Source organism: Halalkalibacter okhensis, from assembly GCF_000787375.1.
Classification (GTDB): Bacteria; Bacillota; Bacilli; order Bacillales; family Bacillaceae_D; genus Halalkalibacter; species Halalkalibacter okhensis.
Genome location: NZ_JRJU01000008.1, coordinates 110944 through 136523 on the forward strand (window position 1 = coordinate 110944; position 25580 = coordinate 136523).

Annotated in this window: 26 protein-coding genes, 1 pseudogene and 1 other annotated feature; of the genes and pseudogenes, 14 read left to right on the forward strand and 13 right to left on the reverse strand. The window is 36.6% G+C overall.

Annotated features, from left to right (window positions below; all coding sequences use genetic code 11):
• Positions 1 to 7 precede the first annotated feature (7 nt).
• A complete protein-coding gene (locus LQ50_RS08180) occupies positions 8 to 988 on the reverse strand; it encodes a BMP family lipoprotein (protein WP_034628008.1) in 981 nt (326 codons plus the stop codon).
• Between the two features lie 487 nt (positions 989 to 1475).
• On the opposite strand from LQ50_RS08180, the gene LQ50_RS08185 reads away from it, so the two are divergent.
• The gene (locus LQ50_RS08185; protein ID WP_084138670.1) at positions 1476 to 2123 is read left to right on the forward strand and encodes a DsbA family oxidoreductase; all 648 of its coding nucleotides are present in this window, start codon (positions 1476 to 1478) and stop codon (positions 2121 to 2123) included.
• A gap of 59 nt (positions 2124 to 2182) precedes the next feature.
• Here LQ50_RS08185 and LQ50_RS08190 read toward each other — a convergent pair whose 3' ends face one another.
• Complete coding sequence (locus tag LQ50_RS08190) at positions 2183 to 3667, reverse strand: nicotinate phosphoribosyltransferase (RefSeq protein ID WP_034628012.1); 1485 nt, start codon at positions 3665 to 3667, stop codon at positions 2183 to 2185.
• 148 nt (positions 3668 to 3815) lie between these two features.
• On the opposite strand from LQ50_RS08190, the gene ybaK reads away from it, so the two are divergent.
• Positions 3816 to 4292 carry a Cys-tRNA(Pro) deacylase gene (gene ybaK, locus LQ50_RS08195; RefSeq protein WP_034628014.1) on the forward strand — a complete coding sequence of 159 codons (477 nt, stop codon included), beginning with the start codon at positions 3816 to 3818 and terminating at the stop codon, positions 4290 to 4292.
• A gap of 66 nt (positions 4293 to 4358) precedes the next feature.
• On the opposite strand, the gene LQ50_RS25390 is transcribed toward ybaK, so the two are convergent.
• Positions 4359 to 4502, reverse strand: coding sequence for a hypothetical protein (locus LQ50_RS25390; protein WP_161784670.1), 144 nt, complete (start codon positions 4500 to 4502; stop codon positions 4359 to 4361).
• Between the two features lie 165 nt (positions 4503 to 4667).
• Between LQ50_RS25390 and htpX the strand changes: the two genes are divergently transcribed.
• Positions 4668 to 5582 (forward strand): protease HtpX, encoded by a 915-nt coding sequence (gene htpX, locus LQ50_RS08200; protein WP_034628017.1) that lies wholly within the window; start codon positions 4668 to 4670, stop codon positions 5580 to 5582.
• A 62-nt stretch (positions 5583 to 5644) separates the two neighbouring features.
• On the opposite strand, the gene LQ50_RS08205 is transcribed toward htpX, so the two are convergent.
• Complete coding sequence (locus LQ50_RS08205; RefSeq protein ID WP_034628018.1) at positions 5645 to 6559, reverse strand: Ppx/GppA family phosphatase; 915 nt, start codon at positions 6557 to 6559, stop codon at positions 5645 to 5647.
• A 215-nt stretch (positions 6560 to 6774) separates the two neighbouring features.
• Here LQ50_RS08205 and LQ50_RS08210 point away from each other — a divergent pair, with 215 nt between their 5' ends.
• The gene (locus LQ50_RS08210; protein ID WP_034628019.1) at positions 6775 to 7857 is read left to right on the forward strand and encodes a glycosyltransferase family 4 protein; all 1083 of its coding nucleotides are present in this window, start codon (positions 6775 to 6777) and stop codon (positions 7855 to 7857) included.
• Positions 7854 to 8621, forward strand: a complete 768-nt coding sequence (locus tag LQ50_RS08215; protein WP_034628021.1) for a HipA family kinase — start codon at positions 7854 to 7856, stop codon at positions 8619 to 8621. The genes LQ50_RS08210 and LQ50_RS08215 overlap by 4 nt, the downstream gene beginning before the upstream one ends.
• A 43-nt stretch (positions 8622 to 8664) precedes the next feature.
• Here the strand turns inward: LQ50_RS08215 and LQ50_RS08220 are convergent, their stop codons facing one another.
• Complete coding sequence (locus LQ50_RS08220; RefSeq protein WP_034628022.1) at positions 8665 to 8994, reverse strand: toprim domain-containing protein; 330 nt, start codon at positions 8992 to 8994, stop codon at positions 8665 to 8667.
• A gap of 106 nt (positions 8995 to 9100) precedes the next feature.
• On the opposite strand from LQ50_RS08220, the gene LQ50_RS08225 reads away from it, so the two are divergent.
• The gene (locus LQ50_RS08225; protein ID WP_034628024.1) at positions 9101 to 9394 is read left to right on the forward strand and encodes a hypothetical protein; all 294 of its coding nucleotides are present in this window, start codon (positions 9101 to 9103) and stop codon (positions 9392 to 9394) included.
• Between the two features lie 50 nt (positions 9395 to 9444).
• Here the strand turns inward: LQ50_RS08225 and LQ50_RS08230 are convergent.
• Positions 9445 to 9752: pseudogene (locus tag LQ50_RS08230) on the reverse strand (antibiotic biosynthesis monooxygenase); the annotation flags it as partial.
• 195 nt (positions 9753 to 9947) lie between these two features.
• Here LQ50_RS08230 and LQ50_RS08235 point away from each other — a divergent pair.
• Positions 9948 to 10421: a hypothetical protein gene (locus LQ50_RS08235; protein ID WP_034628025.1), complete on the forward strand. Its 474-nt coding sequence runs from the start codon at positions 9948 to 9950 to the stop codon at positions 10419 to 10421.
• On the forward strand, positions 10418 to 10921 hold the full coding sequence (locus tag LQ50_RS08240; RefSeq protein ID WP_034628027.1) for a hypothetical protein: 504 nt from the start codon (positions 10418 to 10420) through the stop codon (positions 10919 to 10921). Before LQ50_RS08235 ends, LQ50_RS08240 begins: the two co-directional genes overlap by 4 nt.
• A 45-nt stretch (positions 10922 to 10966) precedes the next feature.
• On the opposite strand, the gene LQ50_RS08245 is transcribed toward LQ50_RS08240, so the two are convergent.
• Positions 10967 to 12040 carry a DNA alkylation repair protein gene (locus LQ50_RS08245; RefSeq protein WP_034628028.1) on the reverse strand — a complete coding sequence of 358 codons (1074 nt, stop codon included), beginning with the start codon at positions 12038 to 12040 and terminating at the stop codon, positions 10967 to 10969.
• A 286-nt stretch (positions 12041 to 12326) separates the two neighbouring features.
• On the reverse strand, positions 12327 to 13253 hold the full coding sequence (locus LQ50_RS08250; RefSeq protein WP_034628029.1) for a LysM peptidoglycan-binding domain-containing protein: 927 nt from the start codon (positions 13251 to 13253) through the stop codon (positions 12327 to 12329).
• A gap of 302 nt (positions 13254 to 13555) precedes the next feature.
• Here LQ50_RS08250 and LQ50_RS08255 point away from each other — a divergent pair, with 302 nt between their 5' ends.
• Entirely contained in the window at positions 13556 to 14983 is a 1428-nt protein-coding gene (locus LQ50_RS08255) for an alanine/glycine:cation symporter family protein (protein ID WP_034628031.1), read from the forward strand.
• A 38-nt stretch (positions 14984 to 15021) separates the two neighbouring features.
• Here the strand turns inward: LQ50_RS08255 and LQ50_RS08260 are convergent, their stop codons facing one another.
• The gene (locus LQ50_RS08260; protein WP_034628032.1) at positions 15022 to 15315 is read right to left on the reverse strand and encodes a DUF6407 family protein; all 294 of its coding nucleotides are present in this window, start codon (positions 15313 to 15315) and stop codon (positions 15022 to 15024) included.
• 138 nt (positions 15316 to 15453) lie between these two features.
• Between LQ50_RS08260 and LQ50_RS08265 the strand changes: the two genes are divergently transcribed.
• A complete protein-coding gene (locus LQ50_RS08265) occupies positions 15454 to 16917 on the forward strand; it encodes an NADP-dependent isocitrate dehydrogenase (protein WP_034628033.1) in 1464 nt (487 codons plus the stop codon).
• A gap of 48 nt (positions 16918 to 16965) precedes the next feature.
• Here LQ50_RS08265 and LQ50_RS08270 read toward each other — a convergent pair whose 3' ends face one another.
• Entirely contained in the window at positions 16966 to 17943 is a 978-nt protein-coding gene (locus LQ50_RS08270) for a ring-cleaving dioxygenase (protein ID WP_034628034.1), read from the reverse strand.
• A 257-nt stretch (positions 17944 to 18200) separates the two neighbouring features.
• On the opposite strand from LQ50_RS08270, the gene LQ50_RS08275 reads away from it, so the two are divergent.
• The 3 genes from LQ50_RS08275 (at position 18201) to yyaC (ending at position 20251) form a co-directional block, all read left to right on the forward strand.
• Positions 18201 to 18878 (forward strand): NAD(P)H-dependent oxidoreductase, encoded by a 678-nt coding sequence (locus tag LQ50_RS08275; RefSeq protein WP_034628035.1) that lies wholly within the window; start codon positions 18201 to 18203, stop codon positions 18876 to 18878.
• A gap of 189 nt (positions 18879 to 19067) precedes the next feature.
• Positions 19068 to 19493, forward strand: a complete 426-nt coding sequence (locus tag LQ50_RS08280) for a YkzI domain-containing protein (RefSeq protein WP_034628036.1) — start codon at positions 19068 to 19070, stop codon at positions 19491 to 19493.
• Between the two features lie 152 nt (positions 19494 to 19645).
• Positions 19646 to 20251: a spore protease YyaC gene (gene yyaC, locus LQ50_RS08285; RefSeq protein WP_237563674.1), complete on the forward strand. Its 606-nt coding sequence runs from the start codon at positions 19646 to 19648 to the stop codon at positions 20249 to 20251.
• Positions 20252 to 20261: 10 nt separating this feature from the next.
• On the opposite strand, the gene LQ50_RS08290 is transcribed toward yyaC, so the two are convergent.
• The 3 genes from LQ50_RS08290 to LQ50_RS08300 form a co-directional block, all read right to left on the reverse strand.
• Complete coding sequence (locus LQ50_RS08290; protein WP_052144656.1) at positions 20262 to 21863, reverse strand: N-acyl-D-amino-acid deacylase family protein; 1602 nt, start codon at positions 21861 to 21863, stop codon at positions 20262 to 20264.
• Positions 21864 to 22021: 158 nt separating this feature from the next.
• Positions 22022 to 23020: a tryptophan--tRNA ligase gene (locus LQ50_RS08295; protein ID WP_034628038.1), complete on the reverse strand. Its 999-nt coding sequence runs from the start codon at positions 23018 to 23020 to the stop codon at positions 22022 to 22024.
• A 51-nt stretch (positions 23021 to 23071) separates the two neighbouring features.
• Positions 23072 to 23317: a binding site (T-box leader), on the reverse strand.
• A 161-nt stretch (positions 23318 to 23478) separates the two neighbouring features.
• Positions 23479 to 24003 (reverse strand): LysM peptidoglycan-binding domain-containing protein, encoded by a 525-nt coding sequence (locus tag LQ50_RS08300; protein WP_052144657.1) that lies wholly within the window; start codon positions 24001 to 24003, stop codon positions 23479 to 23481.
• Positions 24004 to 24291: 288 nt separating this feature from the next.
• On the opposite strand from LQ50_RS08300, the gene LQ50_RS08305 reads away from it, so the two are divergent.
• Complete coding sequence (locus LQ50_RS08305) at positions 24292 to 24498, forward strand: heavy-metal-associated domain-containing protein (protein WP_034628039.1); 207 nt, start codon at positions 24292 to 24294, stop codon at positions 24496 to 24498.
• Positions 24499 to 25580 lie beyond the last annotated feature (1082 nt).

A 25580-nucleotide genomic window follows, 5' to 3' on the forward strand; every position in this document is an offset into this window, starting at 1 on the left:
CTCTTTGTTAGTTACTAAATATTACATCCCCATGTAAAAGAGCCTCTTCAGCCTCTCTTAGCTCTTCTTCCTGTTCCGCTGTTAAATTAATTATTCGAACTGGAGCCAATCCGACACCATTATCAGCTAACCCTAACTCTATATGCTTGTCTGATAATTGATTATGTTCTTGAATTTCTTTTACGGCATCAAACAATGCAACATCCACGTTTTTCATCATAGATGTAATGATGGCCTCTTCCGCATAATAAAATTGATCGCTGTCTACCCCAATGGCATAAACCCCATTTTGCTGTGCCTCTCTTAATGCTCCAACACCGGTAAATCCAGCAGCAGAATAAAGAACATCGCTGTCTTGATCGATCATATTTTTAGCGATCTCTGCCCCTAACACATCATTACCAAAATCACCAGAGTATTCAATAAGTACTTCTATCTCTGGATCGATCGATGCCGCTCCTTTTGCAAAGCCGTTTGCAAACTTTTGAATAAGTGGAACATCATCACCGCCGATAAAACCTATGGTCTTTGTCTCAGTCGTTAATGCCGCAATCACTCCTGCTAGATAACTACCTTCATCTTCTTTAAACGTCAATGAAATAATATTGTCTACTTCAGACACTGCATCAACAAGCAAAAATAATTGATTTGGATATTGTTTGGCAACCGTTTCAAGTTCTTCTTGTACCATAAATCCTAATCCAACAATGAGATGATGATCAGCTTCTACTAAGTCCATTAATCCTTGTTCATAAGTCTCTGTATCTTTTAACTCACGATAGTCAAAAACAATTCCTAACTCATCTCGTGCTCTAACCAATCCTTGGAACGCAGCGTCACTAAAAGATTGATCTCCCAGTCCGACGTCTGACAACATAATTCCAATTTTTGTTTTTTCTTTTATTGGATTCGACTCTTCTATATTGCATCCACTTAAAAAGATGGCAAATATTAATATAAGTACAAAGGAATAAATGATGTTTCTCATGCTGTATTTCCCTCCAAATTTTTCATACATTTCACTACTATATCAGAAATAGACATATATACCCACTACTTTCTCTGCAACTTTCATCAAAATCCACATTTTGTAGTTAATTTTACCTTACACAATTTTATATTGAGCCCAAGCAAAAGATGTTAGCCCACATACTCTTATAGGGAAACATTAAAGGTAAGGGGTGGATGCTGTGAATACGGGGACAGAATTCAATGGTGACAACGGAATTGTATTGTCATTATTTATCCTTTTTTTGGTTATTGGAATGATTTTATTTGCTGTCACTATGTAGGAGTGTTGCCGCTTTTCTCGCGGGACCCATCATTACGAAAAAACCCTTATTGCAATTTATTGGTCAAACACCCTCTTAGTCGATATACTAAAAGTGAAACATAAAAAACATATCGTATTGTTGGAGGGATTCATGATGTTACACATTGAAATGTGGACAGATTTTGCTTGACCATTTTGCTATATAGGCAAGAAGCGTCTGGAGGACGCCATTCAGAAAATAAACCATCCTGTTAAAGTAGACTATCGTTGTTTTGAATTAGATCCAGCGATGGAACGTGATGCAGGATACAACATATATGAAAAATTGGCTTCCAAATATGGAATGAGTTTAGACCAAGCAAAAACTAACTGTCAAAACATGGAACGCATGGCACAGGAAATTGGCTTAGACTTCAGATTTGATACTCAAATTTTAACGAATACGTTTGATGCCCACCGATTGGTAATGTTCGCCAAAGAACATGGGAAGATACACGAAATGACTGATCGTTTATTGCGTGCGTATTACACTGAAGGAAAGCATATTGGAAATCATGAATCATTGGAGACGCTTGCTGAAGAGGTTGGATTGGACCGAGGTTCCGTAGCAACTATGCTTGCAAGTAATGAATTTGGCAATATTGTTCGTCAAGATGAGAAAGAAGCAGAGCGGTATGGTATCCGCAGCATTCCTTTTTTCCTTGTTAATCAAAAGTATGCTATTACTGGAGCACAATCCACTGACGTGTTTGTTCAATCGTTGGAACAGATTATTGAACAAGACGGCCTATTTGTAGAACAAACAGGTGCATCTTGTGATGATCAAGGTTGCGAACTACCCGAAAAATAATCCATGAGAGGTTGTCTAAAAGGGCAAGGGGGTCCAATGACCCTTGCCCAATTTCTATATTATAAACCATTTTGGCCTTTTATTTCCGCTTTAATCTCTTTAATAATAGACATTTTGTTGTCCCAACATTGTTGACTTAAATCAACCGGATACTCTTCAGGGTTTAATGTTCGCTTGTACTCCTCCCAAAGTATAGCTAGGTTTTGAGAGACAAACTTTTGAATTTCGAAAATATCTGGAGTATCATAAAGCAACTCTCCATCTACAAAAATATTCGTAAGGAGTTCTTTTGCTTCAAAGTCCGTTACAAATTTACTAATAAATGTGTGTGTTGGATGGAACATTTTTAAGCGTTCTTCTGTTTGTGGCTCTTCATTTTTTAAGGCAATATAATCTCCTTCTGATTTCCCGTTCTTATTATTAATGATTCGATACACTCTCTTCTCACCCGGCGTTGTGACTTTTTCCGGATTTGATGAAATTTTAATGGTATCGACCATAGTTCCATGTTCATCTTCAATCGCCACAATTTTATAAACAGCACCAAGAGCAGGCTGATCAAAGGCAGTAATCAACTTTGTTCCTATTCCCCACACGTCAATCTTGGCTCCTTGTGCTTTTAAACTTAAAATGGTCTGCTCATCCAAATCACTTGAAGCTACAATTTGAGTCGAGTGGAACCCAGCTTGATCAAGCATCTCTCTCGTTTTCTTAGACAAATAAGCCATATCTCCGCCATCCAAACGGATCCCTTTAAAATCCACTTTCCCCTTAAATTCCTTGGCGACTTCAATAGCAGCAGGTACACCTGAACGCAACACATCATATGTATCAACAAGTGGAATGAACACTTTTGTTTTTCGTTTAACACAGCTTTCAGCATACTTCTTCATCGCAACATAATCACTTTTGTACACTTGAATCATTGAGTGGGCATGTGTACCAGAAACGGGAATTCCAAATTTTTTCCCTGCACGTACGTTACTAGTAGCATCAAATCCTGCGATAAACGCCGCTCTTGTGCCCCAAATAGCAGCATCCATTTCTTGTGCACGTCGGGAACCAAACTCCAAGGCTTTCTCTTCCCCTAGCACTTGTTTAATTCTTGAAGCCTTTGTTGCAATTAGTGTTTGATAGTTGACAATATTCAACAATGCCGTTTCTATTAGCTGTGCCTCTGCCAACGTCGATTCAACTTGTAAGATCGGTTCATTACCAAAAACAAGTTCTCCTTCTCTCATTGAGCGAATGGTACCAGTGAAACGAATCGTCTTTAAATAATCAAGAAAGTCTTCTTCATAACCACCCGCCTCACGTAAATAGTCAATATCACTCTGTGTAAAACAAAAATCTTTTATATATTCAATTATTCGTTCCAACCCTGCAAACACCCCGTATCCATTTCCAAACGGGAGATTGCGAAAATATAATTCAAAGACCGCTTTCCTGTTATGCATCTTGTCATGCCAATATGTTTCGGTCATATTAACTTGATATGCATCTGTATGTAGTGCGAAGCCATCATCATTGTAAATTTTCTTCATCCTCTACCTCCTAATCCTGCTTTCTTACTGTAAGTATCACCCTATCAGTCATTTCTAATAAGTAAAGCGTTTTCTAATACATCTCTCTTTTAAACGCAACATAATCAGTTTACAATAAATAGAAAATAGTAGAAAGATGAGGGCTTATATGAAAAAGGTAAAAACGAATGCGATGCGTCTTTTGGATAAACACAAAATTGATTATAATCAACTTTCTTATGAAACTAATGATGGAAAAATAGATGGTGTATCTGTAGCAAAGAAAATTGGCAGAGAAGTAAATATCGTTTATAAAACCCTTGTTGCCCAAAGCTCAAACAAGGCACATTACGTTTATGTGATTCCAGTTAATGAAGAGCTTGATTTGAAGAAAGCAGCAAAAGCTGCCGGAGAAAAGAAAATCGAACTGATTCCAGTAAAGGATATCACAAAGGTGTCAGGCTACGTTCGTGGCGGATGCTCCCCGATCGGAATGAAAAAACCATTGCCTACTTTTATCGACGAACAAGCCCAGTCACTTAATACCGTTATCGTGAGTGGTGGAATGATTGGCATCCAAATTGAACTAAAAGCAGAGGATTTAGGGACAATGACAAATGCACTATTTGTAAATGTAACAAAGTGATTACTTTCTTCTATAAAAAGCTCTCCTCTTTATCAGAAGAGCTTAGTCTATAAGAAAACTAACTACCTATACGTTAGAGGAATCATCATAATCATAACGAAACCCATCTGTTTGAACCGCTTGTTGCTTTTGCTTTGTTGCGTGCGTCTTCTCTTTAGCTGTTGAAGGCATTCGTTGTTGTTGCTGTCGACTTTTTGGATCTTTTTTCATATTATATCACTCCTTATAATTGAGTTCTATCAGCCTGTAGTATATGCCGATAGCTTTGACTTATTCCTAGCCATGTAGAGTTCACAATTCTTTGGACTTCTTATAAGCTTTTTAATCATCTCATATGTTAAAATGATTTGAGACTATTAAAAAATGGAGGCGTATATGGGGAAACGAATATTATTTTTACTTTTAACAAATATTTTAGTTATGACGACGATCGTGATCGTCTGGTCAATTATTACAACATTTACAGATATCGGGGGTTCCTTTGAAACTGGAGGGCCTGGACTTGGAATAGATTTTGTCGCTTTAGGTGTGTTTAGTTTAATCGTTGGATTCACAGGTTCATTTATTTCATTAGGAATGTCTAGATGGATCGCAAAAAAGATGATGAAAGTAAAAGTTCTAGATCCAAATGGTTCTTTATCACCACAAGAACGTAGCGTTGTTGAGAAAGTTCACCGACTATCTCGTGCAGCTGGCTTAACACATATGCCCGAAGTCGGTATTTATCAATCTCCTGAAGTAAATGCTTTTGCAACGGGGCCGTCAAAGAAACGATCTCTTGTAGCCGTATCATCCGGCCTACTGAGTGTTATGGATGATGATGCTGTTGAAGGAGTTATTGCTCATGAGGTAGCGCACGTAGCAAACGGTGACATGGTTACGATGACCCTTCTGCAAGGAGTTGTCAACACATTTGTCGTCTTCTTCTCAAGAATTGCTGCGATATTAGTATCAAGATTGGTACGTTCTGAGATGCAGACTGTTGTTCGTTTTGCTGCGATCATTATCTTCCAAATTCTTTTCTCTATTCTTGGGAGTCTTGTCGTTATGGCCTATTCGCGACACCGTGAATTTCACGCTGACCGAGGTGGAGCTGATTTAGCCGGCCGTGATAAAATGAGCCACGCATTGCGGTCATTACAATCGTATGTTGACCGTGCCAATGTTAGTCGTGGTACGGATGATTCCGCCATTCAAACAATGAAAATTAATGGGAGTGGCAAAATGTCAAAGTTTTTCTCCTCTCACCCAGATTTAAGCGAGCGAATCACTCGCCTAGAGCAACGTTAAATATGCCCCACCTGCCTACCCCTGCAGGTGGGACTTTTTTATGATTTCTAAACAATTATATCTTACTTATGAATAGCCCTTGCCATGGCCTCTTCATACACCACTCCATCACGTATCGTTTTTTCACTATAAATAAAATAAGGCGACTTGGTAACTTCCATTAACGATAAGATCGTTTGAATGCCTGGAACAATAATATCTTTTCTTTTGTTAGAAAGGCCTTTGACCTTTGAACGCTTCTTAACTGGTAAGGATGCAACCTCATGGAATAGTTGCTCTATATCCTTATCTAACATTTTAGTTGAATTAGTCTTTTTCTTCCTTTGATGTATTCGTATCAAACTCTTAGCAGTGCCTCCAATACCAATTACGGGATAACTGATATTTTCAAGCCACGGAAGACTTTGAAATTGAGTCATCAAGTAAGATTTTAAATGAGCTTTTTGATTGTCATTTACCTTCTGACCTTTTGTAAAAGCATTATCCAATGTAATTGTCCCAAAGGGAAAACTCTGATATTTGACAAGCTTCTGATCTTGAAACAAGGTAATTTCCGTACTTCCCCCACCAGTATCAATTGTTATTCCATTTTTTAGCCCGATAGAATGAGCAATTCCAACAAAACCGTAATACGCTTCTTCATATTCACTTAACACACGCAATGAGAACCCCGTTTGTTTGTTGATTTCCGCCAACACCTTGCCCTGGTTAGAAGACTGCCTGATGACCGCTGTAGCAAATCCGACAACGTGACTGATTTGATATGAGTCAATAACTTTTTTAAATGATAATAGTGTATTTATCATTAGGTTCAACCCTTTATTTGATAGCTTTCCATGCGTATCTAAATAATTAATTAAACGTGCTGATACCTTCACTTTTTCTACTTCTTTGTATTGGTCTTTATTTATTTTATACACAGCTAATCGAATTGAATTTGACCCGAGATCAATAAGGGCAACCAGATTCTCCTTCATTCCCTCACTTCCTTGTTGTATAGAGATACTACTATTATAAAGTGCAAATGTTAATGTAATATAAAGACCACTTGAAATAATTGTAAAAGGTTATAACACGTACTCTACAAGACATTGTCTTTACAAAAAACACATAAACTTTATAAACATATCATGAACGATTCTTCCGCTTCTAGCATCTATTAATATAGTTAATAACGTTATAGGAGGGAACTATGAAGATACTAGTAATCTGGCGCCTTCTAACTGTCGGTGGGGTTAATGCTGGCTGGAGAAATCGGGCGGTTCACTTCAAAAAATTCGGTATCGATACGGAATTCCTTTATACAAAAGATCTTGGTGGCTTACACATTATGAAGGATGTCTCAAAAGTTTATCTCACCAAAGATCGAAACGAAATCATTCAAATTATTAAATCGAACCGTTATGATGCTATCATCGTTGTTGATACAGCTGAAGCCTATAAATGGATTCATGAAGCTAACTACGATGGACCTGTATTAACGGAGGCCCGCACACCTGAAATTATCAAACTAGCTCCTCATGTCAATTTTCATCAAATTAATCCTGAAGTAATTATCGTTCCTTCTCATCACCAGAAAAGGCTCACATCAATCTTACAGAACAATTATCCTATTGAAGTCATCCACAATGGAATTAACACTTCTCAATTTGAGCCTTTGCACGATTTTGCTAATGAAACTGTCCCCATCCTTGAAGAAAACAAAAAAATCATTGGCTGGATTGGCAGAGTCGATAGAAGGAAAAATTGGAGGCTATTACTAAAAATTGCACACCTCATCAAAAACCAACGTGATGATGTAGAATTTTGGGTTATTGGCGGGGCAAAAAGTGTTCAAAAAGATAAATTTACAGCCGAATGGCAAACGCAAGGATTAACAGACATTGTTAAATGGTTCCCCGTCATACCATACCAGCAAATGCCCATTGTTTATTCAAAGATTAGGAAATCGGGCGGCTGTACACTTGCAACTACAAAAGGGGAATCCTTCGGTAACACGTTTATCGAAGCAATGGCTTGTGGAGTTCCTGTCGTTGCTCCAAACATTTCTTCTATCCCTGAAATCGTCGACCATAAAAAAAATGGCTATTTATATAATGAAAACGATGAAAAGAATGCTGTAAAAGGGCTACTGAAAATCATTGATAATACAAATAATTATTCCTCCATGTCAAAAAGCGCTCGTGACAAAGTGCTAGATCAATTTTCTATTTCTAAATGTGCTAACGAATACATACAACTGCTGCAAGCAGTTGTAAATGGAGGGGAAAAATGATTACTCCTATTCAACATGTAAAAAAACTAGAAAACAATACGAAAAACGTACATGTATTAACATTCAATGATCAAAAGGAATATCTCGTTAAATTTCACGTATTCCATCACCAGAAAGCATTGGTAAACGAATGGCTTTCATACTGCTTAGCCAGATATCTGCAATTGCCAGTTCCACCAGCTGAAATAGTTGAAATTCCACGGGAATTATACGAAACGATCCCTGATTTTCTTCATGTACCTTATGTGTCTCACCATTTAGCTTTTACTGATCAAGTAAATCAGGAGCGACAGCGGAAGGTAAGTGAAATGATAAATCAGGAACATATAGCCGCGATAATAGTTCTAGATTATTGGTTATGCAATTCAAATCGAACTCAAAATAATATTTTTTTAGGAGAAATGAGTGAAAATCAATACGATCTCTCAATTCTTGAAAGCCCGACCTGTTTTGGCTCTACTTCTTGGACCATAACGGATCTGCAAAAGTTACCAGAAAGAGTCTTTGACAGTTCAACACACCGGATATTGGCTCGTTTTATAAAGAGCGAACAGGAATTCAGAGAACAATTAAAGATCATTCAACAAATCCCCATGCTATTAATTGATGAGATCCTTTCATTTATTCCTGATTGTTGGCATCTTACTAAAGAGGAAAGAAAAGAAATTGTTAGAACACTACGCCACCGAAAGTATAAAGTTTTGCCTAAAGTACTTGATAAGTTTATTTCCAATGTCTATCTTCCGGAAATTGATCGTGTATAATAAAAAAATCGAGCCCGTGTTGGCCCGATTTTTTTGGTTTCATTCAAAAAATCTCCTTCACATTAAAATAACCTCGTAACACATCCACAAGATAATCAAATGGAGTCGTTTCCACTTGTCCGTAGCCTTTTTGCGTATACAGATGAGTAGCATTTGGTAACTCTCGTTTTAATTGTTTGCGCAAATTCTCTCCAGCTTCGTCTGCATCGACTAGAATATATACATCTTGATCTTCAATCGGCAAAATGAGTGTCTCTAGCTTTTCTTCACTTAATGTTCCATATGTGCAAATGATATTAACCTTCTCATCAAGAACTTTGTTTACACGCTTACGATCACTTGTACCTTCGACAATTAAAACTTTTTCCTCCATAATCGCCATCCTTTTCATTCAATTGAGAAAGCTTATGGCACCAACCTTCAGTGGATAAAATAAGAAAAATAAACAATACTATCCATGTATGAAAGGGGCGACACAAATGAACTTTGATATTACTTTACTTTACAACAATATGCCTGATTTCCAAAATCATGACGAGGCAAGATCTTGGTTTAAGGAACAGTTCGGTGACCGATTTTTATTGAAAAATAGTGACGAATTTGAAGGAGAGCGAGTCTATTATTATCATCTTGTCAAAAATCCGGAAGTGTATCATGAATATATGGAAGCCTTATCTAGTTCTGTAGAACATAAAATTACTAGCATGGAACCTTTCCAAAGTTACTCCACGATTGAAATTAGTGAAGACGGTAGGATTAGCTTTACTATATAAAATAAAACAAGAGGTTGTGTTAACAAGCCTCTTGTTTCACTTTTTTTCTCTGTCTTTACAGCTTGCACGTTATACAATTCACCTTCAAATTGGACAATATAATCTGGTTTTGGCTTTCCTAAGTTCGCCTTATGACCAGCAATATGTGCTTCACTCTTCTCCCAATTCTTCCAATGCTGTTCCGATTCCCAACGAATTTGAACAATAACTTCTTCGTCACCACGTCTTACCTTCTTTGTCATAACAGTCGAATCAATAAATCCTTCCTGCTCTTCAATAACCCCGGGTTACCAAAACGTTCTACCACTTGATGTGCATTGCCTTCAGTTACTTGAATTTTTCTTAATTGAATAAACATAATACCTCTCCCATCTATCATTTACAGTTACATTATAAATGATAATGATTATCATTGTTTGCTGTTTTAAATATTATTTTCCGTGCTTTCCATCTATCTAACAAATTCACATAGGTCGTCTCTTGGAAGGAAAGTCTGTATATTTCCAATTATATAGTTAAACAATAAAATAACTTTAAAAATGAGGGGTTAAATATGGGATTGACACTCTTTTTCTTACTTGCTTACCTTATTTCCTCACTATTTCTTGTGATGAAAAAAAAACTAAACATTATTGAGAATTCTTTTAGCTTTTTGTTGTTCCTAATCATAAATATTAATTTCTCATGGATCGTTTTTGAAGAATTGAAACTTGTGACGGTTACAGATGAGATCGTCAATTATACGGCATTTCTACTTAATCGGAGTTTGATTATTCCACTACTTTTATTGGTCTATATAAACTTCTTTCAAACATGGAAGAATACAGTTCGTCGTATTTTCCTTACCATTTGCTCTTTAGGTATCATGCTTCTCCTTAGTGGCCTCTCCATTTTTTTTGATATTTTAACGTACGTTAATTGGAACCTTGGTTATGATGTGATCTATTTTTCCATCCTTCATGTCATTGCTTATTATACTTATCGCGGTTTTATAAAATTTGCTTATCGAAAGGTACGTTACTTATGATCTTATGGGAAGAATTAGGAATAAACGAACTCGCCATATTAATGATGCTTATTTTAGCTTTTACTATATTTGGAATCCTTGCAAAAAGATTGCCCAGGTCTATCACATGGTTGAGTTTATTATGGGGATTAGCTAGTGCTATGTTTTTTGATTTTACCATTGGTGGAGGCTTATTTGACTTTTATCAAGTGAATGATTCACCTAGATATGAATTATTTGACCTTTTCTATTACATTTTATTTGCTCCATTCAGTTATTTGTTCATTTATTTATATGAGAAATTAGAGATTAATAAAAAAACATTCGTATGGTATATCATGGGCTGGAGCATTGCAGGGGTTGGAGCCAATTGGTTGTACACCAAGCTAGAGATCATCCATTTTCATAGCGGGTATATCCTCCCATACTCTTTTATCGTTTTTCTTATCGTTCAAACGATAACGGGTTTGTATTATGAACGCATCAAATCTTTACAGGGTACATTGGTACATGAATTGTAATAGAGCCACTTGTTCTGCAAATAAGAACAAGTGGCTCTTTAGTACTTAGATAACTTCAAAATCCAATGATGCTTTCGCTGTACCATTAATTATAATTGTAATGGTATGTACTCCTTGATAATGTATCCTTGTCGATAAATCTTTAAAGGAATGTTTTTTTGAATATTCCTTTGCTTGTTGAGAAAGAAGCTTCGTCTCTGTAATTTTAAACACCTTTCGATTTCGATGACCTCTAGCCTTCACATAATCAATTGCATATTCTATTCTTGCTTTCTTATTTTCTGTTGCATGAACATGAAATGAAAACTGAATGCCTTCACCAATTTTCACTTTATCTGAACACGTAAAATGGTCCAACGTAATCGCTTCATCATTTTCATAACCAAAGATGGCTAATACTTGTTGGTCGCCTTTCTTCAACAATGTTCTACATGCATGTTTGACAATCCAATCAGTATGTTCATGCGTGCCATACCATTTTTCTGCGATTTCCCGTACCAGTTCTGGATGTGTTTTTGATATATCGTTTAAATTATTGGCAACACTTTTACGTACATACAATGATGGATCCCGTTTTAAATTTTCTAAAATAGGTAAGATAAGAGAAGGATTCTCTTTCAAAGCAGGGACCGTGATCCCCCACGGTAGGCGTGGTCTAGCTCCTTCACTTGCAAGTCTTCTTACATGTTCATTTGTCTCAGTCGACCACTCAAATAACTGTGTTATCATTTTTTCTAGATTTGCAAGGAGAAATGGTCTAACCGCGAATTCTGCGGTGGAAAATTGAGTGAATGTTTTTAATGCTTGCATAGATTGGTCCCAGTGGTTTATTCCATATTGTTCAACATAATCTGGAAAAATTAATCCTCTAAGACCTTCTTTTAAGGTTGGCTCGACTTTATGTAAAATTCGTAAACCTTCTAAATAATCTTTAGGTAGTGTAGCATGCAACGCTTCTGTAATACGTCTCATTCTTTGTTTCAGAGCTAGCTCTTGCCAATCACGTTGAAAGATGAAATTCTCACATTTAGTACGATTAAAATCGGGATACTCCTTTTTAACTGCCTCTGTAAGTAGATCGACAAACTCTACATTGTAAATATCTTTTAACTTTTCCATTGGTCTGCTTCCTTTCTATCCATCATTCTCATTCTCCGCTATTTATTTTGATTGTTTTGACGTTGATGATTAAAAAATTCTATTCGTAAGACGAAGACCTTCCTAAATAACAACTGAATGATTTTCATTTTATCGTAATATAAACAAAAAAACACCTGCTCTATTTAACGCAAGTGATTGTTTAAAATACACATCAATTGATTGATAGAAAAATTGAGTATAAAGGAAATGTTTTAATACAGATGTCCCAAAGGTCGTATAGTTCCTTTGGGACATCCACATCTATTTAAAAATTAATCGTTTGAAGTTGATTTAACATACGTGGGGTAAAATATTCGGCTTCTTCCTTATCAGGTAAATGAAGCGTAATCTTAACATAATAGCCATTGATCTTTTTAATAACGACACTTTGCCTTACCTTATTATTCTCACTGATTAGATATAGTTCGTTGTCTTGATAAAATGAATGTAACTGTGAAACGTTTTTCACTTCACGTACTGGCCCCGTCACTTGTAAATATTGCTCTGCTTCCTTTTTCATATTTGAAAGAGTCGTTTGATTATCAACAAGTTGAACTCTTGCAAAGAAACTGTCATCTCTTATTGAAAATAATTGATAAATGTCCGGTTCTTCAATAATAAATTGAAACCCACTTTCCACATTTAGCTTTACTTCTTTCGTTATCGTACTTTTATAAACGGCTAATTTCTGTCCGGGTAAGATAAGATTAGAAGATAAGTTGTTTATTTGTTTCAATTCTGTAACTGTCATATTATTAGCTCTTGAAATGCTGTAAAGTGTATCGCCTTTTCTCACCTCATACTCCATGGCATTAGCATCTCTCACCATTATCGTTTGACCAGGGTAAATGGTATTGCTCACTAAATGATTGTTCCGTTTTAATTCATCCACTGTCGTATTATAGATTCTTGATAGATGATAAAGTGTATCACCTTTCTTCACTTCGTAGGACACAAGGACCCCAGCTTTGACTTGCAACCTTTGACCAGGAAAAATCAGATTACTTGTCAGTTGGTTCATCTTTTTTAACTCATGTACTGTTAAATGATTTTCTAATGCAATACGGTACAATGTATCGCCACTCTTAACTTCATACGTCGCTGCATTGGCATTTTGAGCGAACCCCAGCATTGCTGCTAAACCTAATGTCATTGCCGTTACCTTCAGTACATTCTTCTTGCCATTCCCCATTTTTATGCACCTCTTTTTAAAATGTCATTTCTAGATGTTTTCAATTATGTAACGACGAGGTTGCAAGGAAGGTTGCAGTACGACAAGCCTAAATTTACGCTAGTCTTTATAGGTGAATTTTATTGATCAAATTTTAAAATAAGTCAGCACATCCAACCTCTCCACACTAACGCAACACCGATTCACCCCGTTAAAGCGAAAAATTTTTTTGGCGGATCCTGTTGATTTTTCTGTAGATACCTTTATAATTATCCTCTAATCATCATTTCTACAATCACTACAACTAGAGGGAGTTTCTATTCATGTTTGCTGTTGATTTTTTAAATAATATACTTTGGTCTTATGTCGTAATTTTTGGCCTTTTAGGCGTGGGAATCTATTTCACCATTCAAACAGGCTTTGTTCAATTTAGATATGTAATAGAAATGGTACGAGTCGCCTTTGAAAAATCTCCAATACAACAACCTGGAGAAAAGCCAATATCGTCTTTCAAATCATTTTGTATTGGTTCAGCGACTCGGATCGGTACAGGAAATTTAGCTGGAGTAGCCGTTGCGGTTACATTAGGTGGTCCCGGTGCTGTATTTTGGATGTGGATTGTTGCGTTACTTGGAGGAGCAACAAGCTTTATTGAAAGTACATTAGCCCAGGTTTATAAAACAAAGGACCAAGATAAACCCGGAGCATATCGTGGTGGCCCTGCGTATTACATTACAAAAGGATTAAATAATAAGTGGCTTGGAATAACCGTTGCGATATTATCTGCTTTCACTTTCGGTCTTGTCTTTAGCTCCGTTCAAAGCAATACAATCACAGCCGCGTTTGAATCAGCATTTGGATTAAATACTGTGGTCGTTGGAATCATATTAGTCGCATTAACGGGCTTCATCATTTATGGTGGTGTTCACCGAATTGCAAATGTAACAAGTGCTATCGTTCCTTTTATGGCACTATTTTATATTGTTGTAGCTTTATTTGTTTTAATAACAAATATTCAGCACTTTCCTGCAGTCATTTCATTAATTGTCTCTAGTGCATTTGGCTTAGAACAAGCAATCGGAGGTGGGATTGGTGCTGCAATAATGCACGGTGTCAGACGTGGTTTATTTTCAAATGAAGCGGGAATGGGTAGTACTCCAAACGCGGCCGCAACCGCTCACGTTTCACACCCAGCCAAACAAGGGTTTATGCAAACGTTAGGTGTCTACTTTGATACATTAATTGTTTGTACTGCTACGGCGTTTATCATTCTTGTTTCTACGGATGTATACATGTCAGGAAATTATGAGGGCATCAATTTATTGCAAGCTGCATTAAGCTCGCAAATTGGTGAATGGGCAAATACTTTCATTGCAATAGCCATCTTCTTATTTGCATTTAGCTCAATTATTGGCAGTTATTATTATGGAGAAACAAATTTACAATTCTTCAACAAAGAGAAACGTTTTTTACATGTTTATCGGTTTGCAACAATGGTGTTTGTGATGATCGGTTCCGTTGTAGGTCTAGGGTTTGTTTGGGAAATAGCTGACTTGTTTATGGCTTTGACAACTATAATCAACCTAACAGCAATTGCTCTATTAGGAAGTGTTGCTTTTAAAGTATTACGTGATTATGAAGTCCAACGAAAACGAGGGTTAAACCCTACCTTTAATCCAACAAAGCTAGATATTAAAAATACGGAGAGTTGGGACGTCAAAATAGAGAATGAACAACAAAAAGTAAGTTAGAGTTAAGAGGGGGATTATCATTAATCAGTCCCCTCTTTTTAATGCTTCCTTACAACGCAACTATCATAAATGACTTCAAGACTACACTCATCCATATTACCTGTAATCTCTGCTAATCTTAATAGCATATTCTCTTCTACAATGGATGCCAAATGTAAGGTTTCAATCCTCCTATTTCCAATGATTTCGACCTGCACAAACGACTTTAATTGATAGTAATCAATGGCCTTATGAACTATATCCCTTAAATGATAATGATTAGAAGCATCAAAATGACCTCTTGCTTGAATCACTTCCTCTGCAAATTCTTTAAATGATTTCCTCTTATTCAAAAAAAGCACCACTCTTCTGTTTATTATTTTACCCATTATGTACAAATGGAAAAAAAGCATTGCATCAATAAAAATTTTACTTTGGTTCAAACTATACCATAGTAAACTACATACAGCTAAGAAGGGAGAGAATCATCTATGTCAGACAAGCGTACCATAACCATTGCACGGGGCGACGGGATTGGTCCTGAAATAATGGATGCAACACTTAAAATTTTGGAGCATGCAGGAGCTAAAATTGAACCTGAATTTATTGATATTGGCGAAAAAGTGTATCTAAATGGCAACACTTCCGGCATACCTGATACTGCTTGGGATTCACTACGACGAAACAAGGTATTTTTAAAAGGACCTATCACCACGCCTCAAGGAGGAGGCTACAAAAGCTTAAATGTTACGATTCGTAAAACACTAGGCTTGTTCGCTAACGTCCGCCCTAATATTTCTTATGCGCAATTCATTAAAACAAAACACCCAAACATGGACTTAGTAATTATTCGTGAAAACGAAGAGGATTTATATGCTGGAATAGAACATCAACAAACACCAGAAGTGGTTCAGTGTTTAAAATTAATTACTCGACCCGGTTCAGAGAAAATCATTCGTTATGCGTTTGAATATGCTAAAAAAAATAATCGAAAAAAAGTGACCTGTTTTACGAAAGACAACATTATGAAATTAACAGATGGACTGTTTCATAATGTATTTAAGGACGTTGCAAAAGAGTATCCTGATATTGAAACCGAACACTGGATAATTGATATTGGAATGGCTAAAATCGCGGACACTCCTCAGGATTTCGATGTCATTGTGATGCCAAATCTTTATGGAGATATCGCATCTGATGTCGCTGCCCAAATTACCGGAAGCGTTGGACTTGCCGGGTCTGCAAACATAGGCGATCAATTTGCTTTATTTGAAGCGATTCACGGAAGCGCACCAGACATTGCAGGAAAAATGATTGCCAATCCTTCTGGTTTACTACACGGGGCCATTATGATGCTTGTTCATATTGGCCAAGCAGATGTGGCAGCCACCATTCATAATGCATGGTTTAAGACATTAGAAGACGGTGTACACACTGGTGATATCGCAAAAGGAGGTGCATCTGTTGGCACAAATGAATTTGCTGAGGCCATCATCGCAAGACTTGGGCAATTACCAACAACTGTGACTCCAATTGAATATAAAAGTACAAACAATACAGCTGAAGGCACCTTTGCTCTTTCTCCTGCTGTAAAAGATCGTCCTAAGCCAGACGTTGTTCGGTCATTAGATGGAGTCGATGTCTTTCTTTTTAACAATGAACAAACACCAGAAGAAATTGGACAAAAATTAGAAGTTGTCGCTGGACCTGAGTTTTCTTTAGCAGTTATAACAAATCGGGGGGTTAAAGTGTATCCAAACGGGTTCCCCGAAACATTCACAACCGACCACTGGCGTTGTCGTTTTCAAATAGCAAAAGAGCAAAAAGCTGTTGGTCATAGTGATATCATTTCGTTACTAAGCCGAATTGAAGAAGCAGGTTTTGATTTTATCAAGACGGAGAATCTCTATCGCTTTAATGAGGAATTAGGGTATTCATTGGGACAGGGACAATAAAAAATCCAAAAAAGACTTGAATGGCTTTACCTTCAAGTCTTTTTTTCATTATTCCTTTATAAACTCTTTCGTGCTTCTTTCTGTATCAATCGGACGAACCGCTTTTTCAATTGCCTCACGTTTCGCTTCTAAAAAAGGAGGTAAGGATAACTTCTCCCCAAGTGTTTCATATGGCTCATCCCCCATAAAACCTGGACCATCTGTTGCGAATTCAAATAATATTTGAGGAGCCACTCTTGCATAAAGTGATTCAAAGAAATGACGATCAACATATCCTGATGTTTGCAAACCAAATTTAGGTAATCGGTCAATCCATTCATTTAAAACGCCACGATCTGCCACACGGAAGGCTACGTGATGAACGGTCCCAAAGCCTTGACGTGCTTGGGGAAGCAAGACATTATGCTCAACAATTACTTGTGCTCCGTTTCCACCTTCTCCAACTTCAAATAAATGAGTAGATCCTTCTTTGGCGACTTCCTTAAATAAGAGTACCTTCTCGAGCATTTCTTTAAAATAATCAAACTGTGCAACTCTAATAAAAATGGGACCTAAGCCCGTTATGGCATACTCAAGTGGAATCGGTCCTTTTTGCCAAGGCGTCCCTGATTCTACTCCTTCATTATGCTCGTCTGATATCAGTTGATATTGTTGATCATCAAAATCGACAAATGAAAGAGTCTTTTTTCCAAATTGTTCTTTTATACCTGAATGATGAACATCTAGACGGTCAAATCGTTTTCCCCAGTAGTCTAACGCTTCATCACTAGGTACACGAAACGATGTCTTCGAGATTTCGTTTGTTCCATGAGACCCCTTAGGAATACCAGGAAAATCAAAGAATGTCATATCTGTTCCCGGGCTACCAGTGTCATCAGCAAAAAATAAATGATATGTTTGAATATCGTCTTGATTTACTGTTTTTTTGACTAAACGCATCCCTAATACGTACGTAAAAAACTCATAATTCTTTTCGGCACTACTTGTAATAGCTGTTACGTGATGAAGTCCTTTTAGTTCATTCATGTTATATCCCCCTATATAATCACCATTCATCTAAGCTAAATGGCTTCTACTTATATATTGTTTTCCAATGAATCATAAATATATTTCGAAATAAATTATCTTTAATTCGAGATAAATATAGCATAAGGGTAAAAAAGCTGTCAATAGATGATTGTTTTGAAGTGGACTTTGTTGTTCAGACTCATTATTTTTTTTATAATAAAACCAACTTTAGTAGAAAATAAGAGAGTTATCATTAAAGAAGGAGAGTCTGTATAATGGAACAGAGCAAGATGAAGCGTGAGGAAATTCTTCATGCATTAACATTTAGACACGCCACAAAAGAGTTTGATCCTTCAAAGAAAATATCTAAGGAAGATTTTGACCTTATTTTAGAAGCAGGTCGCTTATCTCCAAGTTCAGTTGGATATGAGCCATGGAAATTTGTCGTTGTACAAAATCAGGAACTAAGGGAAAAACTGAGAGAAGTATCATGGGGTGCCCAAGGCCAACTACCAACAGCAAGTCATTTTGTCATTATTTTAGCGAGAACCATAAAAGATACAAAGTATAATTCAGATTACGTGAAACATCAAATGCTTAACGTAAAAAAATTTCCACCAGAACTGTTTGATAAAATAAAAGAACGTTATAAATCCTTCCAAGAAGAAGACCTTCATTTATTAGAAAATGAGCGTACCATGCTAGATTGGGCTGGAAAACAAACCTATATCGCTCTTGCCAATATGATGACAGTTGCAGCGCTCATCGGAATTGACTCTTGTCCAATTGAAGGGTTTCAATTGGACAAAGTACAAGAAATCCTTAAGGAAGAGAATTTAATTGAAGATGGGCACTTAGCCGTTTCGGTGATGGTTGCATTTGGTTACCGATCAAAAGAACCTCGCCCTAAAACAAGGAAAGATATGAATGAAATTGTACAGTGGATTGAATAAGGGTTAATAAAATCATTCGATGACGCATGGGGTTAAATAAAGTCCATGCGTTTTTTCAACTTCTCCCCGTGTCTTTTGTCTAATAAAAGCGTTTTATGCACTATTTTAGTGCATGAAAGCGCTTTAATTCAGTTGAGTTTCCGTATATAATACAGGAAAGAGATAAAAAAGTACATGAGGTGATTTCATATGAAAAAGACAACTGGTATTAATAAAGTATTCAGCAAACCAGCACTTCGTTATGTAGTCCGCTCATTGCCTGATCAGGATTATAAATTAAATTGGAATCATGAAGAAGATGATAGCATCTTATCTATCTATGATTATAAATCTAAACAAATCAGCGTGGCGACTTTTATTAATGGAGACCAACTCATTTTCAAACATTTAGATTCAACTAATCCAAAAGTGATTTCTGTCTTTGAAGAAGTACTAGGTATCCCGCTTAAAAACAGCGAACAAAAAACATTCAAAACGCTCTACTTAGAAATGGACTATCACTTAATGGAACTTAATGAATACATACAAGCAAAAGACCATTCCAACATTAAAAAGACAAAAGCTAAGTTAATTTTATTAAGAGAGAAAATGGAGAAATTTCAATCGATTGAATAGTCATGTTCCCTTATTGCGCTCAAAAGTAATGGATCAGTCTCCTAATATCGAAAAGAATCCCCTTTAATTATTCACTAATTAAAGGGGATTCTTTATCTTTTGAAGAATTATAATTTATGCAATTGATTAGATAACGATAGAGGTGAATGAATATGTTTGCACATCAACAGTTGAAAAATGAGCCGATGATTTCCAAAAGCATTATTCCGTATGATCAAAAATTAGCACCTTTATTCATTCGTAATCACTTATTTTCTCTTATTCCAAATGGGACACAACATATTTATGTTGCAGGAATTGGTTCTAGCTTAATTAATGGTGACAGCCTTGGCCCCTTTGTTGGAACCTTGTTACACGACATGTACCCAAATCATTTAACCGTCTTTGGAAGCCTCCAATACCCGCTCGATGCTGAGACCTTCGTCCCTACTTTATCAGGCTTCAGTTTGCCAGAAAACAGCTTCGTTATTGCTATTGACAGTGTTCTCGGACCGAAAAAGCATGTAAATTCACTTGTTGTACAAGAAGGGTTTATCCTACCTGGAGAAGGCCTTGGTCAAAACCTTCCTCCCATTGGGGACTGTAGTATACTGGGAGTTGTACTTGAAGATAACCCCGCACTTGAAACTTCTCTTTTTTATACCAATTTACATCTAATTTATACTATGGCCCAAACCATTGCTCGTGGCATTTCACTTTTTGTTCGACAATATTTTCGTTATCCTTCAGATCAACCTATTTTGTCTAATCGTATATAATACAAGATTTTTAATCATGAGTTCCGGTCCTTGCTACCATTCCCGATTTCGGGTCTAGAAATTTGCCTTTCTCATACGCTTTTTCCCCATTAACATATACGCTATGAACTCCTTTAGAATATTGATGAGCATCCGTATATGTTGCTGCATCTTTAATAAGATCCGGGTCAAAAATAACTAAATCAGCAAATGAACCTCCTTTGATGATTCCTCGGTCCGTGAAATTTAATTTCTTTGCAGCAGCCCCTGTCATCTTATAAATCGCCTCTTCTAGTGAAAAGAGTTTTTCTTTTCGTTGATATTGATCAATGACTCGAGGGAAAGAACCATAACTTCGTGGGTGAGGCTTGCCCATACTAAGAGGGCCATCCACTGCTAATGCATATCCATCTGAACCCACCATCGAAAGCTTCCCACGAGCGACTGTACGAACGTCTTGTTCACTCATTGAGAACTTGATCATCTTCACCGCACCTTTTTCTTCGTAAATCAAATCAAGCATCGCCTCTACTGGTGTTTTCTGCTTTAGATCAGCGATCTCTTCAAGGTTCTTCCCCTCAAGCTCTTTGTTTATTTTTGTTTGGACAGATGCAATCATAATACTGTGCCAGCTTACCGATGTTTCTAATTTAACAGTGACTTCTTTTTTGATTTGCTGTCTTAAGTCTTCATCCAAAAGTCTCTCTTCCAATCTAGCCCATCCACCCTCCTGAGCCCATTTTGGCAATTGAGAGGTTAATGATGTAGAGCTAGCTGTATAAGGATAAAAGTCATAATTCACATTGAACCCCTCATGGCAAGCATTCTCTAGAAGCTTAATGGCATCATTTACTTTTCCCCAGTTTTGTTTCCCCACAGCCTTTAAATGAGACACTTGAAGAGAAACTCCTGATCGCCTCGCGACTTCAATTGACTCTTTAATGGAATCAAGCAAATAGTCATCTTCATTCCGCATGTGAGTGGAATAGATCCCACCGTATTCTGCGACGACTTTGCACAGTTCAGCCAGTTCATCGACATCTGCGAACATACCAGGAGGATACTCTAACCCCGATGACATCCCTACTGCCCCTAATTTCATACCTTCTTTAATATATTGCTTCATTCTTTCCAACTCGACCTCCGTTGGCTTTCGATCATCAAACCCCATCACTGCTGCACGTATGGCTCCATGACCAATTAAAAAACCAACATTCATTGACACACCCGTAATCTGGAATTTTTTCAAATATTCCTCATAATCTTCCCAAGACCACTCTACCTCCTTTGCATAAATCACAGATCCCGCCTCTCTTATCTCATTTTTCCTCGCAGGTGGATACGGGGTCGCTGCCATGCCACAGTTCCCAATAATTTCTGTTGTCACCCCTTGAGATACCTTACTTGCTCCTCTTGAGTCTACTAGTAGTGTAATATCTGAATGTGTGTGTATATCGATAAACCCTGGAGCAACAACCAACCCACTTGCATCAACAATCTCTTTTGCTACTATTTCTGATTCGTTCTCAGGCAATATAATCTTATCACCCTTTATGCCAACTAGTTGATGACACCCTTTATTCCCAGTTCCGTCAATTATGAACCCATTTTTAATAAGTGTATCAATATTCATGATTCGTCCCCCTTTTATATTAATCAGTTGACTATATGTACCATTCGCGATGACCTCAAACTTTCCTATGTAAAAGTAGACGATTCAACCATTTATTAAAGGATCAAAACTAAAAAACCCCTATTGTTTTAACAATAGGGGCCAAACGATCGGATCTCCTAAACTGAAAACCCTATCTTTTCCTTAATCTCCTTCAAAAACGGTGCACTTATGGTTCTCGCCTTCTGAGCTCCCTCCAATAAAATCTCATTTAATCGCTCAGGAGAAGCAATTAGCTCTTTATAATTCTCACGCGGTTCTTCTAAAAATCGATTCATTACGATAAAGAGTTCCTTTTTCGCCTCACCCCAACTAATCCCACTCAAATATTGAGCTCTCATCTGTTCAACCTCAACAGTAGATGCAAACTGCTGATAAAGGGTAAATATAATGGACGATTCAGGATCCTTAGGTGCTTCTGGTGGTAATGAATCTGTTTGTATTTTGTTGATAAGCTTTTGTAATTTTTTCGGCTCTTCAAAAAGAGGAATTGTATTGTTGTAACTTTTACTCATCTTTCTGCCATCTAACCCTGGCAGGACAGCTACCTCTTCTTGAACTAAATACTCAGGAAGCACAAACGCATCTCCATACACATGATTAAAGCTTTCTGCAATATCTCTAGCAATCTCCACATGTTGAATTTGATCTTTTCCTACAGGAACAACTTCTGTTTTAAGCATAAGAATATCAGCAGCCATTAATATCGGGTACGTATAGATTCCCATATTCACACCAAAATCGGCGTTACGCTCCATTTTCTCATTGTTGTCGACCATGGCCTTATATGCATGAGCTCGATTCATTAGTCCTTTGGATGCAAAACAAGCTAAAATCCAGTTCAACTCAAACACTTCTGGAACATCAGATTGTCTATAAAAAATGGTCTCTTCCGGAACTAACCCTAAAGCTAACCATGTTGCCGCAATCCCGTAAGACAAATGACGAAATTCATCTGCCTGATGAAATTTTGTTAACCCGTGATAATCTGCAACAAAATAAGCTGGTGAGAACTCCTTTTGTTTAGCTAATTGCAATGCTGGTTTAATCGCACCAATGTAGTTGCCTAAATGGATTTGCCCCGTCGGTTTAATCCCAGTCAAGATCGTTTTCTTCATGATTGTTCCTCCTCATTAAAATTAAAATAAAAAAAGGCTACTCATCCTAAAAAAAAGGACGAGTAACCCGTGGTGCCACCTTCATTCGTTCACTAATGCGAACGCACTTTATCCGTACAGAAACAAAAAATTGTTTCGATACTTTGTCTTTTTTAACGGCAAGACATCCCGCTAAACCTACTCTATTCAGTCTAGTAGCTCCAAAGCCCATTCAACAATCATCCCGCACTGATTCTCACCAACCATCAGTTCTCTGAAGCGTTTAGAATGCCTACTCTTCTTCATCATCGCAAATCAATATAAATTATTATTAATTGTAAAATACTGGTGAATAAATTGCAAGATAAAGTATTGGAAATTACTCATAACTTTAACCGTTATGAGTATCAGGGTAATAAAAAACGTTGATAAGAGTTGTTCGTTTCACCTCTCTTATCAACGATATCCTCGTTGTTATTTTAATAATTATATCCATGCCAGCCTCGGTCAGGAGTCACCATTGGACTAGGTACACAGAGCTTTGTTCCAACTAAAACCTGGTCGGGATTAACAATATGGTTATTAACAGCAATCAATGATTCCAGTGGAATATTAAAGCGTCTTGCTAACTCATATAATGTTTCTCCTGGTCGAACAATATGAAACCGGTCCATAGGACAGTCAACATCAATACTTGGAGGGATACATAACGTCTGGCCTAGTTGAAGTTGATACGGACTCACGGTCGGGTTCATATTAAGAATGTCTTCAGCCGTTACATTATACATCTGAGCAATTTGAAAAAGAGTGTCATTCGGTTTAATAATATACTTAAATCCGTTCTCGCATGGAGGTAATGGTATACAAATTTGCTGTCCTACATGTACATGATCCGGCTGAATTCCTGGATTCGCTTGTTCAATACTAAGAACAGCAATATTATATCGTTGTGCTAATTTATATAACGTATCACCAGGTTGAACATAATATTGTTGCTCATACATGCATCTTGGCTGTTGCCTAATATCGGTCCATGTAAAATTATTATAGTAATAAATAATAAGCCCTCCTTACCTCTTTTTAGAACATCCTATTCATTTGCCTAGTCGGTTGTGATTTTTGATTAAAGTCCATAATGAAACAGAGAACAAGTAATTCAAGCCTATAAAGGACAAATCGGCAAAATCATGCAGTATCATGCTCTAAAAAGCGAATTGTTAATTCTCTGTAACCTTTGAATAATAAAGCCTTTTATTCAAAAAATAATTCAAAACAGGTAAAGGTGGACGATTATGAAAAACATATCACTACAAGTTGAAAAAATGAGCTGTGGGAATTGTCTCGAAACGGTTGAAAACGCATTGAAAGGAGTTAATGGCGTCAATAACGCAAACGCGTCGTTAAAAGACAAAACCGTTAGTGTTCAATACGATGAATTGGTGACTGATGTATCTCATTTGGTGAAGGCTGTTGAGGAAGAGGGGTATATTATTATATAGAACACGTTTTATAGGTGATTTTTACTTAAATCCCCTTAAAGTTATGTTTTATTTTTCATTTGCCAATATTTTCATCAACTCTATGTCATAATAGGACCAACTACTATAAAGAACTGGTAAGTTAAACACTGCAGTAAAAAGAGGTGGTCCTTATTTATCATACCAGACTGGTTGTGAAAATATTATTATTTGATTATTGGTACTCCTTACTCTTTATGAAAAAAGAAATCTTAATACGCTCCACGCCAGTCGCTACGTAATTCGGCACTTTTGGTTACTCTATATGGTATATGGCGTTTGGCGTTTTTTTAGGTAATTCTAAGGGATTAAAGGCTGAAGTCTTGGGTGAATTTAAGCCGCTCTTGTCTCAGCTTCTATATAACCTGGTGATAACTTTTACAATAATTTCTGTACTAACTATTTATCAGCATGAGTTTTGCTCTACTACATCAGAAGATAATTCAGTTGATTCAGGAGCTAATGATTCTTGATTAAACAAAAATAATAGTTTTAAAATTGAACTGCTTGTGATAGTGGTGTTTTAACTCCTGTTGAAAAAACGATTTCGAAGTTTTGTCTGTCATAATTTTTTCACTATACCATCCTCCGCTTTTTATAATTGTTATCTCAGTCAGATAATTTGATACATACCACTAATTCACTATCACTTCATTTTATTTTTGTTTAGCGTTTTTCTACAATAAACTAATTGAACTTATTTATTAACCATGTGAAAATATCTGTATAAAATTCATGATTAATAACCGATGCCTTGCTCATAAAAAATTTGATCAAAATTGATAGGATCTTTTCCTCTTCCTGAGATAATTAATAGTACTATTAATTATCCAATAGATAAAACCGAGTAATTTCGTATTATCATTATAAATAACAAGAAAAAACTTATTCACTTATCATTTATACTCCATCATATTTTACTTGCTCCTGTGTGATTTTCTATCCAATCTACCTAAATATTTATGAAAATAACAAAATTGCTTCGCATTCATTCCTTTTATTTATCTATCAACAGTTAACAATCAACTAACTATAGGAGACGTTTCTATCATGGACTCTAACGG